The 21364-nt window shown below is 50.7% G+C and carries 18 protein-coding genes; 9 read left to right on the top strand and 9 right to left on the bottom strand.

Going from position 1 to position 21364, the window contains the following annotated elements:
* The first annotated feature begins 2 nt into the window (after window positions 1-2).
* A complete protein-coding gene (locus tag AC07OI_RS14045) occupies window positions 3-1451 on the top strand; it encodes an efflux transporter outer membrane subunit (RefSeq protein WP_495257679.1) in 1449 nt (482 codons plus the stop codon).
* Between the two features lie 72 nt (window positions 1452-1523).
* Here the strand turns inward: AC07OI_RS14045 and AC07OI_RS14040 are convergent, their stop codons facing one another.
* From AC07OI_RS14040 to AC07OI_RS14000, 9 genes are all read right to left on the bottom strand, one after another.
* On the bottom strand, window positions 1524-2693 hold the full coding sequence (locus AC07OI_RS14040; protein WP_495257678.1) for a sigma-54 interaction domain-containing protein: 1170 nt from the start codon (window positions 2691-2693) through the stop codon (window positions 1524-1526).
* 347 nt (window positions 2694-3040) lie between these two features.
* Window positions 3041-3520 carry a c-type cytochrome gene (locus AC07OI_RS14035; RefSeq protein ID WP_495257677.1) on the bottom strand — a complete coding sequence of 160 codons (480 nt, stop codon included), beginning with the start codon at window positions 3518-3520 and terminating at the stop codon, window positions 3041-3043.
* Between the two features lie 47 nt (window positions 3521-3567).
* Window positions 3568-4458 (bottom strand): dienelactone hydrolase family protein, encoded by an 891-nt coding sequence (locus AC07OI_RS14030; protein ID WP_495257676.1) that lies wholly within the window; start codon window positions 4456-4458, stop codon window positions 3568-3570.
* A gap of 22 nt (window positions 4459-4480) precedes the next feature.
* Window positions 4481-4882 carry a hypothetical protein gene (locus AC07OI_RS14025; protein WP_492703367.1) on the bottom strand — a complete coding sequence of 134 codons (402 nt, stop codon included), beginning with the start codon at window positions 4880-4882 and terminating at the stop codon, window positions 4481-4483.
* Window positions 4879-5478 carry a peroxiredoxin gene (locus AC07OI_RS14020; protein WP_495257675.1) on the bottom strand — a complete coding sequence of 200 codons (600 nt, stop codon included), beginning with the start codon at window positions 5476-5478 and terminating at the stop codon, window positions 4879-4881. The genes AC07OI_RS14025 and AC07OI_RS14020 overlap by 4 nt, the downstream gene beginning before the upstream one ends.
* A gap of 28 nt (window positions 5479-5506) precedes the next feature.
* A complete protein-coding gene (locus tag AC07OI_RS14015; protein WP_495257674.1) occupies window positions 5507-5890 on the bottom strand; it encodes a hypothetical protein in 384 nt (127 codons plus the stop codon).
* A 76-nt stretch (window positions 5891-5966) separates the two neighbouring features.
* Window positions 5967-7403 (bottom strand): DUF1501 domain-containing protein, encoded by a 1437-nt coding sequence (locus tag AC07OI_RS14010; protein WP_495257673.1) that lies wholly within the window; start codon window positions 7401-7403, stop codon window positions 5967-5969.
* 71 nt (window positions 7404-7474) lie between these two features.
* Window positions 7475-9931: a DUF1549 and DUF1553 domain-containing protein gene (locus AC07OI_RS14005; RefSeq protein WP_495257672.1), complete on the bottom strand. Its 2457-nt coding sequence runs from the start codon at window positions 9929-9931 to the stop codon at window positions 7475-7477.
* Between the two features lie 350 nt (window positions 9932-10281).
* Window positions 10282-13119, bottom strand: a complete 2838-nt coding sequence (locus AC07OI_RS14000; RefSeq protein WP_495257671.1) for a TonB-dependent receptor domain-containing protein — start codon at window positions 13117-13119, stop codon at window positions 10282-10284.
* Between the two features lie 430 nt (window positions 13120-13549).
* On the opposite strand from AC07OI_RS14000, the gene AC07OI_RS13995 reads away from it, so the two are divergent.
* The 8 genes from AC07OI_RS13995 to AC07OI_RS13960 all read left to right on the top strand — a co-directional run bounded on the left by AC07OI_RS13995 (window position 13550) and on the right by AC07OI_RS13960 (window position 21342).
* Window positions 13550-14074 carry a rhodanese-like domain-containing protein gene (locus tag AC07OI_RS13995; protein ID WP_495257670.1) on the top strand — a complete coding sequence of 175 codons (525 nt, stop codon included), beginning with the start codon at window positions 13550-13552 and terminating at the stop codon, window positions 14072-14074.
* Between the two features lie 31 nt (window positions 14075-14105).
* Window positions 14106-14879: a cytochrome b/b6 domain-containing protein gene (locus AC07OI_RS13990; RefSeq protein ID WP_492703358.1), complete on the top strand. Its 774-nt coding sequence runs from the start codon at window positions 14106-14108 to the stop codon at window positions 14877-14879.
* Window positions 14880-15194: 315 nt separating this feature from the next.
* Window positions 15195-15992, top strand: a complete 798-nt coding sequence (locus tag AC07OI_RS13985; protein WP_495257669.1) for an energy transducer TonB — start codon at window positions 15195-15197, stop codon at window positions 15990-15992.
* Between the two features lie 12 nt (window positions 15993-16004).
* Complete coding sequence (locus AC07OI_RS13980) at window positions 16005-16736, top strand: MotA/TolQ/ExbB proton channel family protein (protein ID WP_492703355.1); 732 nt, start codon at window positions 16005-16007, stop codon at window positions 16734-16736.
* Window positions 16736-17149, top strand: coding sequence for an ExbD/TolR family protein (locus AC07OI_RS13975; RefSeq protein ID WP_492703353.1), 414 nt, complete (start codon window positions 16736-16738; stop codon window positions 17147-17149). The genes AC07OI_RS13980 and AC07OI_RS13975 overlap by 1 nt, the downstream gene beginning before the upstream one ends.
* Before the next feature lie 70 nt (window positions 17150-17219).
* Window positions 17220-18236, top strand: coding sequence for a sulfate ABC transporter substrate-binding protein (locus tag AC07OI_RS13970; RefSeq protein WP_495257668.1), 1017 nt, complete (start codon window positions 17220-17222; stop codon window positions 18234-18236).
* 30 nt (window positions 18237-18266) lie between these two features.
* Window positions 18267-19718 (top strand): MBL fold metallo-hydrolase, encoded by a 1452-nt coding sequence (locus tag AC07OI_RS13965; RefSeq protein ID WP_495257667.1) that lies wholly within the window; start codon window positions 18267-18269, stop codon window positions 19716-19718.
* Window positions 19719-19917: 199 nt separating this feature from the next.
* Window positions 19918-21342, top strand: a complete 1425-nt coding sequence (locus tag AC07OI_RS13960; protein ID WP_495257666.1) for a sulfatase family protein — start codon at window positions 19918-19920, stop codon at window positions 21340-21342.
* The last annotated feature ends 22 nt before the right edge of the window (window positions 21343-21364 follow it).

Genomic DNA, 21364 nt, shown 5'->3' with positions numbered 1-21364 from the left:
TTATGAAAAAAAATATTAACTTGCGTCCCGTATCTTTTACAAGTTTCTCTGTTCCACGACTGTCCGTGCTGACATTGGTCTTGCTGCTATCTGCCTGCGCACAGACAAAAACACCGCCACCGGCCACTGTCCCACTGACAGCTGAATTCAAGGAAGCCAGTTACTGGAAATCAGCGCAGGCTATACGCGCCAATACTGAAGCTGCCGTATCAGAGTCCTGGTGGGAAATGTTCAATGATCCTGTACTCAATGAACTGCAACAAAAGCTATTACTGGGGAATGAAAACCTGAAATCAGCCGCCGCCCAGATCGCCAATGCCAAGGCGGTGCTCAAAGCCAGCCAGTCTGCATTGTGGCCTACAGTGTCACTGAATGCAGGCGGCACACGCAGCGGCAATCCTGGCTCAGGTCAGAGTGGCCGTACTACCAGCAATAGTTATTCACTGGCTGTCGATACTTCGTGGGAAATTGATCTATGGGGCCGGCTGTCCAAAGCAACTGATGTGGCAAACGCCAGCCTGCAAGCCAGCCGTGACGACTATGATGCTGCCCGCCTGTCTGCCCAGGCGACACTCGCACAAACCTATTTTGCCATGCGCGTGGCCGAGGCCCAGCAAGCCATATTGCAAAGAACTACTACCTCCAATCAACGCAGCCTGGAATTGACCGAGGCCAGATACCAGTCCGGGGTCGCCGGTCAAAGCGATGTCTTGCAAGCAAAAATACAAGTGACGACCGGCCAGGTGCAATTGAAAGATGCCGTGGCACAAAGGGCACAACTGGAACATGCGATTGCCGTTCTACTGGGTGTAACGCCAGCAGCCCTCAATATCAACTATACCGCCACCCTGCCTGCCGCGCCAGCCGTGCCGGTACTGATCCCGGCCACCTTGCTGGAACGCAGGCCAGATATCGCAGCGGCTGAACGCAAGCTGGTTGCGGCCTATGCCCAGATAGGCGTAAAGGATGCCGCCTTTTTCCCTGACATCAGCTTGTCGGCCAATGCAGGTTACCGCAGTTCCTCTCTGAGTAAATTAATCGATGCACCAAACCTGGTCTGGTCTTTAGGCCCTTCGATATTACTGTCTATTTTTGATGGCGGCGCACGTCAACTGGCCAGTGACCAGGCGCGTGCGGCGGCAGATATTGCCGCTTCGACTTATCGCCAGACAGTACTGACATCATTACAGGAAGTGGAAGACAATCTGGTCGTGCTGGAACAGCTGGATGCGGAACTGCAATTACAGACAGAAGCCTTGCAAGCCGCCCAGCGCAACCTGGAGATCACGCAGGAACAATACAAGGCAGGTACAGTCAGTTACCTGAATGTGGTCACATCGCAGAATGCTGCCTTGTCGAGCGAATCCAATTTGCTGTCGATACGCAACCGCCAGCTTGCTGCAACTAATATACTGTTGAAAAATATCGGTGGACGATGGCAAAAACAATAAGCCTGGCGTTAGAACTCGTTGCATCAATGATGCAATGAGTTCTGAGATTACACATGATTTGGTCGCAACTCTTTATTGCACTGCCAATCCAAACTGCGCATTGCCATCCGGGTGATGTCTCGGTTCTACATCAAAGCCGATCAGGCCATGATGTTTTAAATGCGTGCGCAAGATGTTTCTGGAAATACCCAATAGCTTGGCGGTCTGCACCTGGTTTTGTGCGCAGAAATGGAATGCCGTGTGTATCAGCGTCTGCTCAAAAAACTCAAAAACACCGGCGTCTCCGGTTTCCATGCTCTCGACTATCAAGGATTGCAGTCTGTCTTTCAGACTGGTTTCCGTAGCAGGCACCTGCGGAATATTCACCGCATGTTGCTGAACCTCCGCGGGCGATTGCTGTGCAGTGACCGTCGCCAGTGCAGCAGTACCGCGCCTTCTTGCGGCACCAGCGAGTTTCAAATCTTCTGCCACGATCATCCGGTCGCGGCAAACAATCAGGGCAAAGTGAATGACGTTTTCCAGTTCGCGTATATTGCCTGGCCAGTCATACTGCAACAAAGCTGTCTCTGCTTCGGGCGACAGACGTACATTATCCAGCTTCATTTTTTCACCATACAGAGCGATAAAATGATGGGCAAGCGGCAAGATGTCACCCGTTCGCTCAAACAGCGGCGGCAGGTTGATGGTTGCCACACTCAAGCGGTAATATAAATCCGAGCGAAAATGTTCGGCCTCTATGGCCTTGTGCAAGTCCACATTGGTGGCCGCCACCAGCCTGACATCCAGCGGTATCGGTTTGCGCGAACCCAGCCTGACGACCTGGCGCTCCTGCAATACGCGCAGCAGTTTCACTTGCAATGCCAGTGACAGGTCACCAATCTCGTCAAGAAATAAAGTGCCGCCATTGGCTGCCTCAAACCAGCCTGAGCGTGATTGTGTGGCACCAGTAAACGCGCCGCTTTCATGACCAAATAATTCAGCATCTATCAGGGTTTCGCTGAATGCGCCGCAATTCACGGCAATGAAGGGGCCTTTGCGGCCACTATGATTATGGATGTGGCGTGCAACCAATTCCTTGCCTGTCCCGGTTTCGCCTATGATCAATGCAGTGGCTTCGCTGCGGGCAATGCGTTCGACTTGCAGCAAGAGAGCGGCAGAACGGGGATCATTAAACATCATGGCCTTGGCCCGGATGGACAAGATCATGTTTTGATTATCAGGAAAAGTCAGTAATTTGTTCACGACGCGCTTTCTGGCTGAGTCTGCTGAAAGAAAAATGAATGCAGAAATGAATATGGTAAAGAGGAGTTGGAATTTTCCTACTCCGCTACATCTGCATTCGACGACACCAGACTAACGTGCGAGTTCCGCAAGTAAAACGAATTTTTCCAAACTTTCTTATCCATTTTTTTTAGAATATTTCTGTCAGAAAATTAAATTCAATACCAGTGAGAGGAAAACATCTGGAAAGACATCTTTTTCTTCACATAACAGAATGCAAAAAATGCCCGTCCTTTACTTGTTGTGTGATGACGACACTGCACTTAATTCTGCACAAAGCCAGCACTAAGCCAGCACTGACTCAGCCTCTAATTCGATACTTTGAAGTCATCGTGACAAGCTTTGCAGGTGCGGGTCAATTTTCCATACTGTTCCTTGACAGCGGCCGGATCGCCTGCCAGCGCAAGCTTTGCCAGTTCATTAGCCTCCTTGCTGAAGTTCGCTGCCAGCTCACCCACGCGTTTGCCATCCTTGAATAATTCAGGTTTGACTGCGGTGTCGTGCCAGCCTTTGCCCTGCTCGGTTCCTGCCGGGAACAAGGCACCCAATCCTGCATTCGACAAAACCGCAATAGTATTGGCAGCCTTGATGACCTCCTCCTTGTTGTATTGTCCTTCCAGCGAGGATTTGATGCGGCCTGAATTCCAGCCTATGACCTGATAAGCAGATTGCCGCCATTTGATCAGCGTTTCCGGCTTGGGTGCCTGTTGCGCCAACACGGATGTTGATACAACCAGAACGGTGGCTGCGCTTAAGCTGAGCAATATTCTTGATGCAGTTTTCTTCATGGATGTTCCCGGACTATCGTGGTTAAAAAATCTTGCTTCAGGCTTTGTCAGGCCCGCAAATTGGCTTTGAAAAAATCTACCGTGCGCTGCCATGCCAGGCTTGCTGCTGCCTGGTCATAACGCGGCGTCGTATCATTATTAAAACCATGCTGGGCGCCGGCATAGACAAAGGCCTGGTATTTGACGCCTGCCTTGATCAGTGCAGCTTCATATTTTGGCCAGCCAGCATTGATGCGTTCATCAACACCGGCATAATGGATGAGCAAAGGTGCCTTGATTTTCGCAGCGTCCTCTTCCGTTGGCTGACCGCCATAGAAAGGTACGGCAGCAGCAAGATCAGGCACTCTGGTCGCAAGGAAATTGGAAATACCACCACCATAGCAAAAACCAACCACGCCTACCTTGCCATTCCCTTCCGGCAGTTTTTTCAGGATCGCCGCAGCTTCTAAAAAGTCAGCACGTGTCTTGGTCTGGTCAAGTTTGGGGAAAAGCTCGCGGGCTTTTTCTTCATCACCGGGATAACCACCCAGCGGTGCCAGGGCATCTGGCGCAAAGGCGATAAAGCCATCCAATGCCAGGCGACGGGCGATGTCTTCTATATGTGGGTTCAAACCACGGTTTTCATGCACGACCAGCACAGTAGGCAATTTGCCTTTCACTTCTGCTGGTGTGACCAGATAACCACGCAAAGTGCCATACCCCTGTGGTGATGGATATTCTACATAGCGCGCCTGTATGCGTGCGTCGGTCTTGGGTACCTGTTGCGCCTGGGCAAAATTGGGACTTAACTGCTGCAGCAATACCTCTGCCGTTACCGCACCTACGGCGAACTTACTGGCCGACTGCAAGAAACCACGTCTGTCGATTTGCCCATGGACATACTGGTCAAACAGTTGCAATACTTCTGGTTTGAAATCATCTGAGGTTTGACGGGTCATCTTATTCTCCTGGTTCTTTGATTTATTTAAAGGGGCGGTAATTGTCATGGCAGGCGCTACAGGCTTTGGCAATACTGACTGCGGCCAGCGACCCTTTATCATAGTCCTGATTGCGTACAGACGCACTGATGATGGCTGCGGCTTCCTTTCCATCTCTGGACATCTGTACGGCCTCTTCAGGATGCCTGATCTGTATGAAGTAGTTTTCCATCTTCAAATACAGGTCCTCGATTTCTTCTGCGCTTTGTATGGCTGCCTCGTCGTCTTTTTGCGATATGCGTTTTTGCACGTCCACTATTTTTTTGTCTATCTTGCGCATCCAGATATCAAAATCGAGCATGCTGGCAGCAGATGATGTACCCACTGCCAGTACCATCAAAGCCAACAGCAATGCATATTTCCTCACTGCAGTGCCTGACTTCATGACCTGGCAGCTTTGCTACCAGCAAGTTTCTGCACTGTTTCCAGCGCCTTGGCCACATTCTGTTCTGGTGTCAGGCCACCTATCGCTGTATAGACCTTGCCATTGGCCGTGACGATGAAAGTGCTGCGTTCCGCGCGCCCATGGTCAATCTCATTGCCACGTGTGTCCTTGCGCCTTGCTGGCGTCTCGGCTACGGTAAGATCATAGCTTTTGGCAATCTTGCCATCCTCATCAGATGCGACAGGAAATTTACCTGCACAATAATCGGGGTCGGCAGAAAAATCATTCAGGCGGCTGATGCTGTCCAGGGAAACACCGACTACGGTGGCACCGGCTTCCTGAAATTTTTCATGACTGACAGCAAAGCTATGCGCCTGTATATTGCAGCCGCCAGTAAACGCCGAAGGGTAAAAGTACACCACCACCGGCCCCTTCTTCAGGGCGTCTTTCAGTGAATAAGTAAAACTCTTTCCTGCCAGCGAGGCCTGTGCCTTGATGTCAGGTGCAGTATCACCTTCTTTCAAGGCAGCCACGGCAATGGAAGTCATCGCTGCCAGCGCCAACAATAAACTGAATCTGATTACATTTCTTTTCATATACCCTCTGTCTGCAGCAGCTTCTTACTCAACTTTTCTTATAAACCTGGTGGCAGGTCTTGCATGATTTCGCCAGTGCACTGACGGTGGCGGAAGCATTGTCAAAGTCTTTTTCACTGACTTGCCGTATCAATTCGCTGGCGAAATTCTTGCTCTTCCTTGCATACTCAATCGCATCAGCAGCGTCCCCTTTGTGCTTGTAGAATAATTCAACCTGGCTGAACATTTCTTCTATTTCACGGGCATCAGCCAAAGCCGCCTTGCCATCTTTCAGAGAGATATTCGAATCCACACTTTTTGTGGATTCTTCTATTCTCTGCATCAAGTCCATATCCACTTCATTTACCGCTACTGCCACGCCTGCCAGTAAACTGAATAGCAGGAATGTTGCTTTTATCAATTTCTTTTTCATTTCTACATCCTGTTGCTTCCTGGCCATTTCGCAGACTAGGCGGTTCCACAAGGTCAGGAACCACCCACATCAGCGATCAGGCTATGAGTTCCTTGACGACCTCACCAAACACGGTCGTGGCGCGTTCTGAACGCCCCTGGTGGGTATAAGTCAGGTTACGGTAGTTTAATCCCAGCAGGTGTAATACCGTTGCCTGCAGATCATAGGTATCGACCAGGCCAGTTTCAGCCCGCAAGCCTATCGCGTCGGTAGAACCGTGGGTATAGCCACCTTTGGAACCTCCACCTGCTATCCAGGTAGTGTAACCCCAGGGGTTATGATCGCGGCCATCGCCAGTCTGGCCATAAGGTGTGCGGCCAAATTCAGATGTCCATACCACCAGGGTGCTATCGAGCAAACCACGGGCTTTCAGGTCAGCCAGCAAGGCACCAATAGGCTTGTCAACGGACTTGGCCATGACAGCATGGTTTTTCTCAATATTGTTATGGGCATCCCAGCTGCCATAGGTTTTGTCATTGGACCCTGAAATGACATGGATAAAACGCACACCACGTTCCACCAGGCGACGCGCACGCAAGAGATTGGTGCCATAGTCCTTGGTTGCGTCATCATCGAGACCATAAGCCGCTTTGGTCTCTTTACTCTCCTTGTTCAGATCGACTGCTTCAGGTGCAGATGATTCCATGCGGTAGGCCAGATCATAGGAGCGGTTACGCGCCTCCAGTTCACTGTCAGATGGATAGCGTGAGGCATGCTGTGCATTCAGCTTGCGTATCAGATCCAGGGTATTTTTTTGCTCGGCAGATGACACCACGGCTGGCCTGTCCAGATGCAGGATGGGTGAATCACCCTGACGGAAAGCCGTACCCTGATAAGTCGCTGGCAAGAAACCGGAACTCCAGATCGTCTGGCCACGGCCACCGCCGCTATTGTCATAACCGGTTGGCAAAACGACGAAGCTGGGCAGGTCAGGATTGGCGCTGCCAAGGCCATAAGTGATCCAGGCACCCAATGCCGGGCGGCCAGGCGTCAGGGCGCTGGTATGCAATTTCAAGGAAGAAATCACGTGGGTGCTACCTTCGGTCTTGCTGCCTTTGATGAAGCAGATATCATCCGCCTGCTTGGCGATATTCGGTACCAGGTCAGAAAACCAGGCACCACTTTCGCCATGCTGTTTCCACGTGCGTTTTGTCGCATACAGGGCACCGACACCACCATCAGTCGCGGTCTTGAGATTTTTGGAAAATGAATCTGGCATGGGCTGGCCTGCCAGTTTGATGAGGTCAGGTTTGTAGTCAAACAAATCCAGCGTACTTGGCGCGCCGGCCATGTGCAGCCAGATGACAGACTTGGCTTTCGCCGCATGGTGCGCGACTTTCAAGGCTAGCGGATCATCAAATGTCGCGGCCTGCGCACTAGACAGCAAGCCACCTCCCAGAAGCCCCCCGGCAGCCAGGCCACCCAAGCCAAGTCCAGCATGTGACAAAAAGTCGCGGCGTGATTTATTGGTCATGATATTTCCCTTTTCACTCTATTCGTAATTTTCGTATGTTTATTTTGTATGCTTAAGCTGATGACCTGGCATCAGAACCGGTAACTGAATTCATTTGAATTCGCCGCAGCATGCACCAGACTGAGGAAGGCAGCAGCCCTGGCCTTGTTGAGCTTCTGGCTATCGTCCCTGGCTGCAGCACTGCTGGCGTCAGCATCATCATCGCCCTGGCCAGATTTAGCTTTGGCCTGCTTTTGTTTTTCTAAGAATTCCAGGAAGGCGATTTTTTCGAAACGGTCTGCAGAACGTCCATAAGCAGTTTTATATAACTTGTCGATATTGCTTCTGAGTTCGGCTGACTCACCAAAACCTTCAGGCACACCCACTTTTTTGCCGTCAGCAATCTGCTTCCTGGTGATTTTTTCCTGGTTATCGAGGAAACCTAACAGTGTCGCTTTCTCGGTTTTATCCGGCAAACGGGCATACAGAATCTGGTACAAACGGTCGATTTGTGCCGACTCACTATTGCCTGCCTCACGCAAGACCCTGCCTGCCAATGCCTGTGACCACTGGAACACCAGATCACTATTGATCAATGCCAGTGCCTGCGGCGCTGTCGTCGTCACATCGCGCTTGCTGTGTACCAGTTGCGGGTTCGCCATATCAAAGGTTTCCAGCAACGGGTAAGGAATATTCCTGCGGGTGAAGACATACACGCTGCGGCGGTGGTAATCATGCGGGTCGGTCGACGTGACCCAGGCATTGCCGGCATTGAAGTTACTCGGCACTGGTGGCAAGACAGAGGGTCCACCGAGTTTTTCTTCCAGCAAACCAGAAGCCAACAGCAATGAATCACGTATCTGTTCTGCATCCAGACGTTGCCTTGGGAAAGATGCCAGCAACTTGTTGGTCGGATCTGTTACTTTGGTGTCTTCACGTTCTGCAGAGGACTGACGGTAGACCTTGGACAATAAAATCTGACGATTCAATTTCTTGACGCTCCAGCCTTCCTTGATGAAATTGCTGGCCAGATAATCCAGCAATTCAGGATGGCTGGGCTTGGTACCCATCTTGCCAAAATCACTGACTGATTCAACAATGCCGCGGCCAAAATACTGCGCCCAGACGCGGTTCACAAAAACACGGGCAGGCAGCGGATTAGTGGTGCTGGTCAACCAGTTAGCCAGGGCAGTGCGGCGGCCAGATGAGGTGGCAGTCGGCACGATATTTGGTTTTTCATTAGTCAACAGTGACAGGAAGGCTGGCTGTACTTCTTCCAGATGTCTGTCATAGATGCCATTCGCCAATATGTAAGTCGGTGGCGCCTCCGCATGACCGAGCTCAGTCATGGCAGAGATATAACCAGGATGCTTGGGCTTGATGTTGTCAAATTTCTTCAACTCAGCTTCCAGTTTCTGGTATTTTTCGTAGCCTTCTTTATCCTTGGTTTTCAACTGATTAACAGCATTGCGGGTACGGCCCTGCATGGTCCAGAGATTGCGGTGATAAATCCAGCGGTCATAGGCAGTGCGTTCATTTTCTGGCTTGGTGATGGATTCACGCGTGGCGGGTACAAAGCCGAGAAGGCGGTCAGCTTCTGCCTTATCGATGATGGGGCGTATCAAGACTTCCTGCTTGTCACGGATATCCTTGGTGGCCGCTTCCCATTTCGCCTGCTTGAGTTCATATTCTTCTTTTTGCTTGCCAGTTGCAGCAAGGATGTCATCGCTGGCACTGGCATTCACAAAAAAGGATTGCAACTGGTAATACTCTTTTTGCGAAATCTTGTCGAACTTGTGATTGTGGCAGGCAGCGCAACCTACTGTGGTGGCTAGGAAGACCGAGCCAACTGTGTCTGTCAGGTCAGTCGCAATTTCGACTTGCTTGAGATTAAGGTCGCGGGCATTGACTTCGTCCGGGTAGTTACGCAGGAAGCCTGTGGCAATCAGGGCTTCCTGATTGCCGGGGAAAAGTTCATCACCGGCCAGTTGCTCCTGTATGAAGCGGTTATAAGGTTTGTCATCGTTAAACGCCTTGATGACGTAGTCACGGTAACGCCATACATTCGGACGCGTGCCGTCGGCATTGAAACCGTCGCTATCAGCATAGCGGGTCAGGTCCAGCCAACGACGGCCCCAACGCTCGCCATAGCGGGTTGATGCCAGCAGCCTGTCCACCAGCTTTTCATAAGCCTTGGGAGACTTGTCTGTGACGAAAGCCTGTACCTCTTCCGGCGTCGGTATCACGCCCCAGGTATCCAGCGTAGCTCGGCGGATGAAGCTGGCCCTGTCAGTATCTGGCGAGGGCTTGATGCTCTTCGCTTCAAGCTGCGCCAGGATGAAATTGTCAACTGGAGTATGTACCCAGCCTTTTTGTTTGACTGCTGGCAGTTCAGGATTTTTCAAAGGCTGGTAAGCCCAGCCCTGGGCAACAGCAGCCTGGGTTTTGGCGATAGCTTTGCTGTCTTCTGCAGCACTCAAACTGATTGCTGTGCCTGACAAAGCTAATATGACGGCGAGTGCAAGTGGCTTATTGAGTGACTTATACATCAAGCACTCCTTGCTGATGCTGGGTTTTAATCATGAAAATACTCCCTGGAAATAATTAGTAAACAACGATTTTCACTATCAATAGCAACTATCGCGCCACCATTAAAACTCACGCCAAATTTATTATAAGTCTTTGATAAATATGGATTTTTCAATATACCTTCCGTAATCAACAGGATTTCCTCGCTGCTTATTTTTCAAACATTTGTAAAACACCCTGCTGAATTAAAAACAAGCAGCTATTGCGACCTGTTTCAGGCCCAACAGTACGTATCGTTTTGTAACGTCAAAACAAAAAACCCAGGCATCTGCCTGGGTTTTTTGCTTCAATTTGTTCTGCTTGAATAAAATTACAGCTTGCCACTCAATGTCACGCCTATCCAGCGCGGTACTGCAGGAGTATAGCTATTCCAGGTTTTCAGTATAGGTGTACTGTCATTGAAAGCATTCTTGACGACCAGACTGAGGTCATAGGATTGATTGCGACTGCCTATGCCTATCGCTATGTCAGTAACGCTTTTTGCAGATATCCAGCCATAATCCGACAAGGAATTATCGCTATTATATTTACTGCTATACAGGGTATTCGTACTGGCATGGAATTCCCTGTTACCCAAAATTGGTAAGCGATAATCTACGCCCACATTAAAGCTGAATTTTGCAGCTCCCGGCAAGGCCTGACCCGAAACATCACGATATGGCGCAGCGCCGGTATAGCCATTTTCAGCAGGCTGGGCAGAGTTAGTGAAACTCTTATAGCGCGCGTCGTTATAAGCACCTGAGAAACGCACCAGCGTATTGGGCAAGCCACTGTAGACGCCGTCAATTTCAAGACCCTGCGCCCTGACTTTTGGTACATTGCCGGTGGCCGAGGTGTAGTAGTTGGTGCCGTCATTGTTCAGATTGGTGGTGTACACATCCAGCACGCGCACGGCTTGCTGGTAATCCTTGATATCCATGACGAACAATGCTGCATTCAAAATCAGCTTATTGTCCAGCAAGGCGGATTTCAAACCGAATTCAAAGGCACTGGTCTTTTCTGCCTTGACCAGATTGGATACCCCATTGGTAACCTGGGATATACCCGCTTTTTCACCATACTGCCAGGAAGCATAGCCAGTGATGTTGTCGTTGATTTTATAAGATGGACTGATCACGAAAGCTGGCAAACCACCCTTGAAAGCTTCTGCCTGCACTGGATTGAATACTACCCCGATTTGTGACTGGCGCAAGGCCTTGGCGGCTGCCACCTGGGCTTTTTGTGCTGTCGTCAAGCTATTGTAGGCAGTACCAGCTGCGCCTGTGATGGTTGTGCCGAAATACTTGCTGGCCGCCAGATCAGCCAGGGCCAGTTGGCTGTCGGTGTTACCGGCATTCAGCAAGCCTGCACTATTCGATGAAAAGCCACCCAGTTGCACACCATTGATGGCAACAGGGTTCAACTCAGGCGCATTGCCATAGTCTTTCAGCAGCGTAGCGGCAGTATTTTTTCGGTTCTCATAGGTGTAACGCAAACCTGTGGTCAAAGTGAAGTCATCGCTGACATGCCAGTCAGCCTGAGCAAAAGCTGCAGTACTTTTGTTTTTAATTTTTTGCAAGCCAGCCGGACTGTTAAAAGACATGTTCAAGCCATCCAGAGAGTTTTGCAACAGGTAGCGGCCAGCAGCATCCTTGTCCAGGGTAGTGTACTGGCTGGCACTGGCAAACCAGGCACCCGCATCATTGGCCCATTGACGGCGATAGTCCGCGCTATTGGTGACATCAAGGAAGAACAAGCCAGTCTGGTAGTCGACCTTGCCACCAGGTTGAGAAGTCAGACGAATTTCCTGGCTGGCCTGGCGATAATCATTCCAGAAACCACCTGCATTGCGGTAGATGTCAAATGGTGTTCCTTCGTCATTGACAGCATTGAAATGGTAATCTTTGTAGGCAGTAATCGAAGTCAGCGTATGCGTACCCAGGTTCCAGTTCAACTCGGCAGATGCACCATTGCTGCCGGTAATCAGGGGACGCTGGTAATCATTGTTGACTGCATTTTGCCCGCCTCCATTCAGATAGTCCCTGAGATAAGTATAGCTGCTCTGCTGTGTGAACCAGCGGCGTGCCAGACGTACACTGGCATCTGTGCTCAGAGTATTCACACTGCCATTGGCATAGGTAGTTGGTGTTGCTGTATTGATGGTGCGTCCATTGGTGGTTTCGCCACCGCGTGGCTGGGCATCAAAGGCTATGCGGGCGCTGAAGTCTTTGGTCGGCGTCAGCAAAAACTGCACGCGACCAGAAACCCTGTCTTTATTGGTGTAGGTAATATTCTTGTTATACAGGTTGGTGATATCACCAGCGCCTTTGCTGACGCTCAGGGTGCCGCGCCACGCCAGTACATCATCAACGATAGGGCCACCAGCAGAGAAGCGACCTTGCACGGTATCGTTCTGCCCAAAGGTCAGGGAGTAACTGGCATCAGGTGCAAATGAAGGTCGACGTGTCGTTACATTGATGACACCCACACTGGTATTCTTGCCCAGCAAGGTACCTTGAGGGCCGCGCGTAACTTCCACCGCATCGACATCGGTAAAGTCATAACTGGATGAGAGCGCGTTATAAGCATAATTGACACCATCAACGATCAGGCCCACGCTGGGATCTTGCGCCTCGGTCTGCCCTTGCTTGCCTATGCCACGTATCGACAGACTGCTGGTGCGTTGGTTACCCTGGTTCCAGGATACATTCGACACACGCTGGGCAATCGCGCCTATGTCGGTAGCTTGCAGCCTGTCGAGCTCCTTGCCAGTAACCACTGAAACAGACAGAGGTACATCCTGCAGACGTTCTATACGGTTACGGCTGCGTACTGTTACTGCACCCAGAGTATCGACTTCTTCCGGAGCGCTCTTCGCTGCTTGCGCAGTTGCTGTATCGGCGGATGGATTAGCCTGTGCAGTAGCCGTTGGCGTGGCTGGTGCATTACTGATTGCCTGCTTGGCGATAATTTCCTTGAGGCGGGCGATCTCTGCCTGTAATTCGGCGACGCTGGGACCATCTGCTGCATGCAGGCTGCCAGACGCCAGCAAGGCAGCACCAGCCAATACGCTGGCGATGGGTGAGCGGCGGAATGGTACTTGCCCGCGACGGAGAGAAAAGAAGGACGGCGTTCGTGCTGATTTTGTTGATTGGTAATTGAGACTCATGCGTGTTGCTCCTGTAGCATTTGAAGGAAATGTTTCCTTGTGCTATCGCAAAGAGCGTGCCACGCGATCCGCTTATCGGGAAGACATGCAAAAATCCTGATCCAAATCGCGATCCATTCCACGCCTGTTGAATACCAGTCACATACAAAGATATTGTTCCTGCGTTGCTGCGTGTGCAGCAAGATTTTTGCCGCACTTTGCTGCATATCAGGCATGCCGCCACATATGCATATTCCACGTACTGCTGGACCATGAACAGCGTCAAACCTTGCGGCTGTTGCGTAGCCATCAGCCCGTGTTGACTACGCAACTTGTCGCATCGTTTCCAATTTTCTTGTCAGGGGTAAACAGCCAATTAATCAACTTGGCATGGTAGTTGCACTAACAGCGCAGACTGATCGTCTTCCATTCCAACTCTTGAAAGCCAAAAATGATCAAACGTAAAAACTTTATCGCTCTCTTCCTCAGTGTCGCCGCTGCCAGTGCCATGGCTCAACAAGCAAGCACACCTGCTGCTGGTACTACCAGTGCTGCCGAACAGGCATGGAAATACAAAACCAAACGCCTGGAACGCAGCGAAGTTGATGCCTTGCTGGCCAAGCCAGAAAAACTGGTCGTCATTGACGTACGTCGCCCGGATGAATTGACGGCCAAAGGCGGTTTCCCTGTGTACCTGAACATCCAGAACAAGGAACTGGAAAAAAGTCTGGCTTATATACCAAAAGACCGCGCGATATTAACAGTATCGAATCATGCAGTACGCGCCGGTGCAGCAGGAGACCTGCTAGCAGCCAAGGGTTTCACCGTTGCTGGTGCGACCGGTTCTGAAGACTATGAATCACAAGGTGGCACGATCACCAAGATAGCAGTGCCACCGCCGCGTACCGCAACAGGGACACCTGCAGCCGCGCCTGCAGTAACCACGGCTGCAGCTGCAGTCAAGAAAGACTGGTAATTGATACGGCAAGAATAGAAATGAATACAGTATGACTTCATCCATTACTTCTACGACGGCTAGTGATACGGCGGACACGGCAGGCACGGTGAGCAATACACCAGACAGTAACAAAAAGCATATTCTGTTATGGGACCTGCCTCTACGCCTGTTTCACTGGTTGCTGGTGTTAGCCATCACTATTGCAAGCGTCACTGGTTTTATAGGTGGTAACTGGATGAATTTGCATGCCAAGGCAGGCCTCGCTATCCTGGGCTTGCTCGGCTTTCGGCTTGCCTGGGGATTTGTCGGCACAACTTATGCCCGCTTCAGCAATTTTTTTCCATCACCGGGAAAGATCCGTCTATTTTTTCAAGGTCGATGGTCAACGCCAGGTCACAATCCTTTAGGTGCCATTTCAGTCTTTGCATTATTGCTGGCTGTAGCTGCGCAAGCTGGCAGCGGTTTGTTCAGCAATAACGACATCGATTTTACCGGCCCTTTGTTTAGCCTTGTCACAGAAAAGACTGCAGCTGCACTGACTTCATTTCATAAACTAAGTATTTATGCCTTGCTGGCATTGATTGCATTGCACATACTCGCCATCTTCTGGTACTTGAGATTTAAAAAACAGAACCTGCTCACGCCCATGGTCACTGGCTGGAAAGAAGTTGACGAAGATGCCCGGTCAGCAGCAAGCAAACCAAACTGGCTGGCGCTGATATTGTCACTGGCTTTGCTTGCAATCACTATCTACTTTGCCAGCGGCACATATTTCACTCAAGTCAAAGCGCCGGAAGTGGTGCACGAAAAACCAGCCTGGTAAGTAATCAGTTTATCCAATCGCTGTTTCTGAAAAAGCTGCCTGGACGGTAGCTTTTTTATTTGAGAAATACATTTGAATAGTCGAATTATTTCAGCATGTATCAACTTCATCAGGCTGTTGAGATTGCAGCAGCGTCTCGCGACCAGGCAGCTGAATTCCGTACATAACCCATACCAATACCAGCAATTTCTGTGCAAATCCATTGGCACACTTCCTGCAATAGAAGATGCAAGTCCAGTGGAAAATTTGTCTGCGCATTTCATAGTCAAAACCTGAATATCACAAGCAGATTTTCGTACATAGAAAGGGAAAAACATGACCAGCATGACGTTTGAAAGCAGTGACTTTTTCTTGCGTAAGTCCGCAGTGAGAAGATCAAATCGCATAATACCCAAGCCAAAAGTAGCGCAAGAATTACCACCGGTAAAAGTAGCGGCGGTTTTACCTGCGCAAGATAAAACCGGCAAGCTCAACTGGAGCCTGAATACGCTGATTGTAGCTGTCGCTGGTGTGCATGTCGCACTGGTGTATGGCTTGCACCAGCCAATAAATGTCAGCCCTGTTGAGAAAGCCAAGGTCGTGCCACTCAGCATAGAAATTGCACCGCCACCAGTGAAAGAGTTGCCACCACCTCCTCCGCCTGAAATCAAGCCCAGGCTGCAACCGCAGATCAAACCTGTGGCTGCGCCGGCAAGGACGCCACCGCCAGATAATGTGCCTGTAGTTAACGCCGCACCAACGGACACCGCACCCGGCACAAATACCGTGACTGTTGCTGTGGCTGCACCAACAGCACCGCCTGCGCCAGTGGCAGCGCCGGCACCGCCTGAGCCAATCACAGAACCCAAAGGCTATGCAGGTTATTTGCAAAACCCTGCGCCCAACTATCCACCAGTTGCTCAGCGTCGCGGGTTGGAAGGTCAGGTCACCTTGAAAGTGCATGTACTCGCCAGCGGCCATCCCGACAATATCCAGATCGCCAAATCCAGCAGCCATCCAATACTCGATGAAGCAGCCATCAAGGCCGTGACTTCCTGGGTTTTTCAGCCTGCCAAGCGCGGACAGACGGCTATCGATGGCTGGGTACACGTTCCCCTTATTTTTAAACTGTAAAGAGATCGCATCATGAATGATTACTACCTGAACCTTATCGTCCAAGCCTCCTTGTATGCCTTGTTGCTGTTTTCTGTCGTCACCTGGATACTAATCTTCGCCAAGGCGGTGCAACACTGGCGTCTGTCCAAACAGGACAAATTGTTTGCAAAAAAATTCTGGAGCGCGACCAGCCTGGATGCAGCAACTGCCATTGCCAGTGATGCCAGCCCCAAGTCCCGCCTGGCAAAAGTTGGGTTCGGTGCTCTGTACGTCAATGAAAAAAATGGCGAAGGCCACGACCTCGAACATAGTTGGGACAGACAAGAATTACTGGAGCGTCATTTGCGCCAGCAAATCCAGAAAGAATACCAGTCGCTGGAAAGCGGTTTGGCGGTGCTGGCATCGATAGGCAGCACTGCACCCTTCGTCGGCCTGTTTGGTACGGTATTCGGCATCATCCATGCCCTCAGTGCGATAGGTAAAAACGCCTCGGCCAGCATAGACGTGGTGGCTGGCCCTATCGGTGAAGCACTGGTCGCAACTGGCGTAGGTATCGCCGTTGCCGTACCTGCCGTATTGGCCTATAACTTTTATATCCGCCGTCTGAAAGTCACGGCTGCCGAGCTGGATAACTATGCGACTGACTTCGTCAACCTGGCACAAAAGAATGCCTTCCGCGTCAGCAAACCGGTCAATAAATCTGTTGATGCTGGCAAAGCTGCTCCTACCAACGATATCCCTGTCACAGGAGCGCTCGCATAATGGCCTTCTCAACTGGAAATGACCGCGGTGATGTGGTCAGCGAAATCAATATCACGCCGCTGGTGGATGTCATGCTGGTCTTGCTGGTGACCTTTATCATCACTGCCCCTTTGCTCAATAACGCAGTACGTATCAACCTGCCAAAAACGGCTGCAACGTCTACACCTGATACAACCAAGTCGGTCACAGTCAGCATAGATGCAGCCAACAAGGTGTTTATCGACAAGCGCGAAATCGCGCAAGAGGCATTGGAAGCTGAATTGAAATCCCAGGTCAGCGCCAGTCCTGACCTGGCACTCAGCCTGCAGGCTGATGAAGGCGTCCCATATCGCTCGGTCGCCAAGGTCATGGCGACCATACAAAAATCAGGTGTCAGCAAACTCTCCGTACTTACTGCCCCTACTGGTGGCTAAAACTCCCTAACACATTTCTCTAACTCATCTATCTCATTCATCTCTCTAGCTATTCTTGAAAGGACTATCCATGTTGTTAAAAAAACTGGCGATCTCTGCCCTGATACTGGGCACGCTGACACAAGCAGCCATTGCGGCAGATATCAACATACTCAACGTCTCTTACGACCCTACCCGTGAACTGTATCAGGATATCAACCAGGCTTTTGCCAAGCAGTGGAAGGCCAAGAGTGGCGACAACCTGAATTTCAAGCAATCGCATGGCGGCTCTGGCAAACAGGCCAGGACGGTGATCGATGGCCTGGATGCAGACGTGGTCACACTGGCCCTGGCCTATGACACTGATGCGATTGCAGAAGCTGGCTTGCTCGACAAAGCCTGGCAAAAGCGTTTGCCACATAATGCATCGCCTTACACCTCTACCATCGTCTTCCTGGTGCGCAAGGGCAATCCCAAAGGCATCAAGGACTGGGCTGATGTTGCCAAACCTAGTGTGTCCGTTATCACGGCAAATCCTAAGACCTCAGGTGGCGCACGCTGGGCTTATCTGGCAGCATGGGGTTATGCCTTGAAACAACCGGGTGGTTCTGAAGCACTGGCCAAAGACTATGTGCAGAGGGTCTACAAGAATGTACCAGTACTCGATTCTGGCGCGCGCGGATCAACAGTCACTTTTGCCGAGCGTGGTATAGGTGATGTCTTGCTGTCCTGGGAAAACGAAGCACATCTGGCACTGAAGGAATTTGGCGCGGATAAATTCGAGATCATCACCCCATCCATCAGCGTGCTGGCAGAACCACCAGTAGCCATTGTTGACAAGGTGGTTGACAAGCATGGCACACGCAAGGTCGCTGAAGCCTACCTGAACTATCTGTACACAGATGAAGCACAGGACATCATAGGCAAGAATTACTATCGTCCAACGACTGAAAAAGCGCTGAAGAAATATGCGAACACCTTTGCCAAAGTCAAACTGTTTGGCATAGATGACACCTTTGGCGGCTGGACCAAGACCCAGAAAACCCATTTTGCCGATGGCGGTGTATTTGATCAAATCTATCAACCAGCGAAAATCAGTCAAAACTAAAAATAGCAGACAAAACAATAGGGAAGCATTATGAATACAATAAAAATCAAGGTGCATTATCTGTTGCCACTTGCCTTGCTGGCAGGGCAGTCTCAAGCAGCCAGCTTGCAGGCAGCGGCGGACGCATTGAATGCAGCCAATACGCAATCTGTCAGCCTCATCGGTACTGGCAAGTGGTTCCAGTTTGGCCAGGCACCGGCACCAAGTCTGGCCTGGCCAGAATTTGATGTCAGCAGCTACAAGACATCCATCAACTATGACAAGGCCGCGGCGCGGGTACAAATCACGCGCTTGCAAACTGTTGACCCCAAGCGTGCGCGTCCCACTGCCACTGAACAAAAACCTGACCAATATGTCAGTGGCGCTTTGGCCTGGAATGCAACTACGGCAACCAATGGCAGCAGCAATTACAATCCGCAAAGGGCAGCGCTGGAAGAACGCCGCGCCGAAATCTGGTCTACTCCGCATGGTTTCATCCGCGCGGCACTGGCAAACAATGCCACGTCCAAAGCAAGCAAGGGGGGCGTAGAAATCAGCTTCAACGCTGATGGAAAATACCGTTATGTCGGTTTCATCAACAAAAATAACCAGTTGGAACAGGTAAAAACCTGGATAGATAATCCTGTGCTGGGTGATACTGAATTACTGACCAAATTCAGCCAGTACAAGGACTTTGGCGGGCAACAATATCCTGCACATATAGTCCGTAGTCTGGGTGGTCACCCTGTGCTGGATCTGCAAGTCACTGAACTGCAAGTTAATACTCCAGTAGATATCAGCGCTCCGGCAGAAGTCGTGAATGCAACGGCACTTGTCATCGCCGTGACGTCGACCAAGCTGGCCGAAGGCGTGTATCACCTGACCGGTGGGACACATCACAGCGTGGCGATAGAACAGGCTGATCATATCGTCATTGTCGAAGCGCCCTTAAGCGAAGAGAGATCGCTGGCAGTGATTGCCAAAGCCAAGGAAATCATCCCCGGCAAGCCCATCAAATACCTGATCAATACCCATGCCCACTTTGATCATTCCGGTGGTTTGCGCACCTATGTCGATGAAGGGACGATCATCGTCACCCATCAGGAAAATCGTAGCTATTACCAAAAAATCTGGGCCAATCAACACAGCCTGAATCCTGACCGTCTGGCTGCGTCAAAAACCAAGGCACGTTTCGATACCTTCAAGGCCAGGCATGTCTTGACTGATGGCAAACGTGCGATAGAAATTTATCCTATTGCAGGCAATACCCACAATGATGCTTTCGCCCTGGTGTATCTGCCAGCCGAGAAAATCCTGGTTGAGGCTGATGCGTATAACCCACCGGCAGCCAATGCCCCGGCACTGGTACCTGCGAATCCTTACTCAGTCAATTTGTATGACAATCTTAAAAAATTGAAACTGGATGTTGACCAGATTGCTGGTTTGCACGGTCAGAAAGCCGTCAAGCTGGCTGATTTGCAGAGCTATATAGGGGTTAACTGAATGGTATCAACTAATCCGCATCAATTAATCTGATTAGTCTGTATGCAAAGCCGGGAATGTTGAAATGCATTCCCGGCTTTTTACGTTTTATGCATAGATAGTAAACTGCATGTGCTTATGCAAAGATATTCTTGTCCTCCATCGCAAATAGCTGCATCATCAAAATTACAATGTCAGCATTCTTTCAATTGAGATACACATGAGCCACTTCAATAAAAAACGCCGGCAAATGCTGGGCAGCCTGTCAGCACTGTCGCTAAGTTCCCTGATCAGTGAAACCAGCAATGCTGCTGACAATGCGGCAACTACAAAAAAACCAAACATCATTTTCATCCTTGCCGATGACCTGGGTTATGCAGATCTCAGCGTCTACGGGCAGACCGACTTCCAGACACCACAACTGGATCAACTGGCCAGGCAAGGCTTACGTTTTACCCAGGCTTATGCCAATTCGGCGGTGTGTTCGGCCACTCGCTTTGGCTTGATTACCGGACGCTATCAGTATCGTTTACGTGGCGGACTGGAAGAGCCTATCGCGGGTGCATCAGATACCATAGGATTGCCGCCTGAACACCCTACCCTGCCATCCCTTTTGAAAAAACAGTCTTATACAACAGCCTTGTTTGGCAAGTGGCATTTAGGTTTCTTGCCAAAATTCAGCCCCCTGAAGAGTGGCTATGATGTGTTCTTTGGTAATTATGGCGGTGCCATTGATTATTTCACCCACAAAACCGGCGTAGGGCCGGATGCCAAAGACGGCTTGTTTGAAGGTGAAGTGCCTGTCAACAAAGTGGGTTATTACACTGACCTGATCGCTGACCGGGCGGTGGCTTATGTCAAGCAGCAAAGCGCAGCCCAGCCTTTCTTCCTGTCCCTGCATTTCACAGCTCCACACTGGCCGTGGGAAACACCGGATGATGAAGCGGTATCACGCGAAATCAAATCTCTGTTCCATCTCGATGGCGGCAGTCTGGAAACTTACGGGAAAATGGTGGTGTCGCTGGATACTGCCATAGGCCGGGTATTAAAGAGTCTTGAGGAACAGGGGCTGGCAGACAATACCATCGTCATCTTTACCAGTGACAACGGTGGCGAACGCTTTTCCAGAACATGGCCGCTTAGTGGGCAAAAGACAGAATTGCTGGAAGGCGGCATACGCGTACCGGCAATCGTACGCTGGCCTGCGAAGATCAAGCCTGGCCAGGTCAGCAGCCAGGTTGCCATCAGCATGGACTGGTTACCCAGCTTGCTGGCTGCAGCCGGTGGCGCGCCCGACCCGGCCTACCCTAGCGATGGCCAGAATCTTTTGCCAGTCATCCTCGGTACACAGGCAGTGCAGCCCCGTACCTTGTACTGGCGCTACAAGGCCAACAAACAAAAAGCTGTGCGTTCTGGCGACTGGAAGTATCTGAAGATTGCGGATAATGAATTCCTGTTTGACGTGGCGCGTGATCCGCGTGAGCGGGCTAACCTGGCCCAAAAGAATCCTCAGGTATTTGCAAAATTAAAACAGGATTGGGAAAACTGGAATGCGCAAATGCTGCCTATCACAAAAGACGTGAGAACGCATGCCGTCGATGGCAAAGCTCAGGCTGACCGCTATCGTGCATTGCAGGACGAGTAATTTGCATCTCCCCTGATGCTCA

This window comes from Undibacterium sp. GW821-FHT07F11, assembly GCF_059418665.1.
Note: the sequence above shows the minus strand (reverse complement) of the source record. Positions and strands in the feature narration are given on the sequence as shown.

Excerpts from the sequence above, each read along its gene's own strand:
- AC07OI_RS14045 (WP_495257679.1), top strand. The coding sequence starts at position 3 with ATGAAAAAAAATATTAACTTGCGTCCCGTATCTTTTACAAGTTTCTCT.
- AC07OI_RS14035 (WP_495257677.1), bottom strand. The coding sequence starts at position 3,520 with ATGAAGAAAACTGCATCAAGAATATTGCTCAGCTTAAGCGCAGCCACC.
- AC07OI_RS14030 (WP_495257676.1), bottom strand. The coding sequence starts at position 4,458 with ATGACCCGTCAAACCTCAGATGATTTCAAACCAGAAGTATTGCAACTG.
- AC07OI_RS14025 (WP_492703367.1), bottom strand. The coding sequence starts at position 4,882 with ATGAAGTCAGGCACTGCAGTGAGGAAATATGCATTGCTGTTGGCTTTG.
- AC07OI_RS14020 (WP_495257675.1), bottom strand. The coding sequence starts at position 5,478 with ATGAAAAGAAATGTAATCAGATTCAGTTTATTGTTGGCGCTGGCAGCG.
- AC07OI_RS14015 (WP_495257674.1), bottom strand. The coding sequence starts at position 5,890 with ATGAAAAAGAAATTGATAAAAGCAACATTCCTGCTATTCAGTTTACTG.
- AC07OI_RS14010 (WP_495257673.1), bottom strand. The coding sequence starts at position 7,403 with ATGACCAATAAATCACGCCGCGACTTTTTGTCACATGCTGGACTTGGC.
- AC07OI_RS14005 (WP_495257672.1), bottom strand. The coding sequence starts at position 9,931 with ATGTATAAGTCACTCAATAAGCCACTTGCACTCGCCGTCATATTAGCT.
- AC07OI_RS14000 (WP_495257671.1), bottom strand. The coding sequence starts at position 13,119 with ATGAGTCTCAATTACCAATCAACAAAATCAGCACGAACGCCGTCCTTC.
- AC07OI_RS13995 (WP_495257670.1), top strand. The coding sequence starts at position 13,550 with ATGATCAAACGTAAAAACTTTATCGCTCTCTTCCTCAGTGTCGCCGCT.
- AC07OI_RS13990 (WP_492703358.1), top strand. The coding sequence starts at position 14,106 with ATGACTTCATCCATTACTTCTACGACGGCTAGTGATACGGCGGACACG.
- AC07OI_RS13985 (WP_495257669.1), top strand. The coding sequence starts at position 15,195 with ATGACCAGCATGACGTTTGAAAGCAGTGACTTTTTCTTGCGTAAGTCC.
- AC07OI_RS13980 (WP_492703355.1), top strand. The coding sequence starts at position 16,005 with ATGAATGATTACTACCTGAACCTTATCGTCCAAGCCTCCTTGTATGCC.
- AC07OI_RS13975 (WP_492703353.1), top strand. The coding sequence starts at position 16,736 with ATGGCCTTCTCAACTGGAAATGACCGCGGTGATGTGGTCAGCGAAATC.
- AC07OI_RS13970 (WP_495257668.1), top strand. The coding sequence starts at position 17,220 with ATGTTGTTAAAAAAACTGGCGATCTCTGCCCTGATACTGGGCACGCTG.
- AC07OI_RS13965 (WP_495257667.1), top strand. The coding sequence starts at position 18,267 with ATGAATACAATAAAAATCAAGGTGCATTATCTGTTGCCACTTGCCTTG.
- AC07OI_RS13960 (WP_495257666.1), top strand. The coding sequence starts at position 19,918 with ATGAGCCACTTCAATAAAAAACGCCGGCAAATGCTGGGCAGCCTGTCA.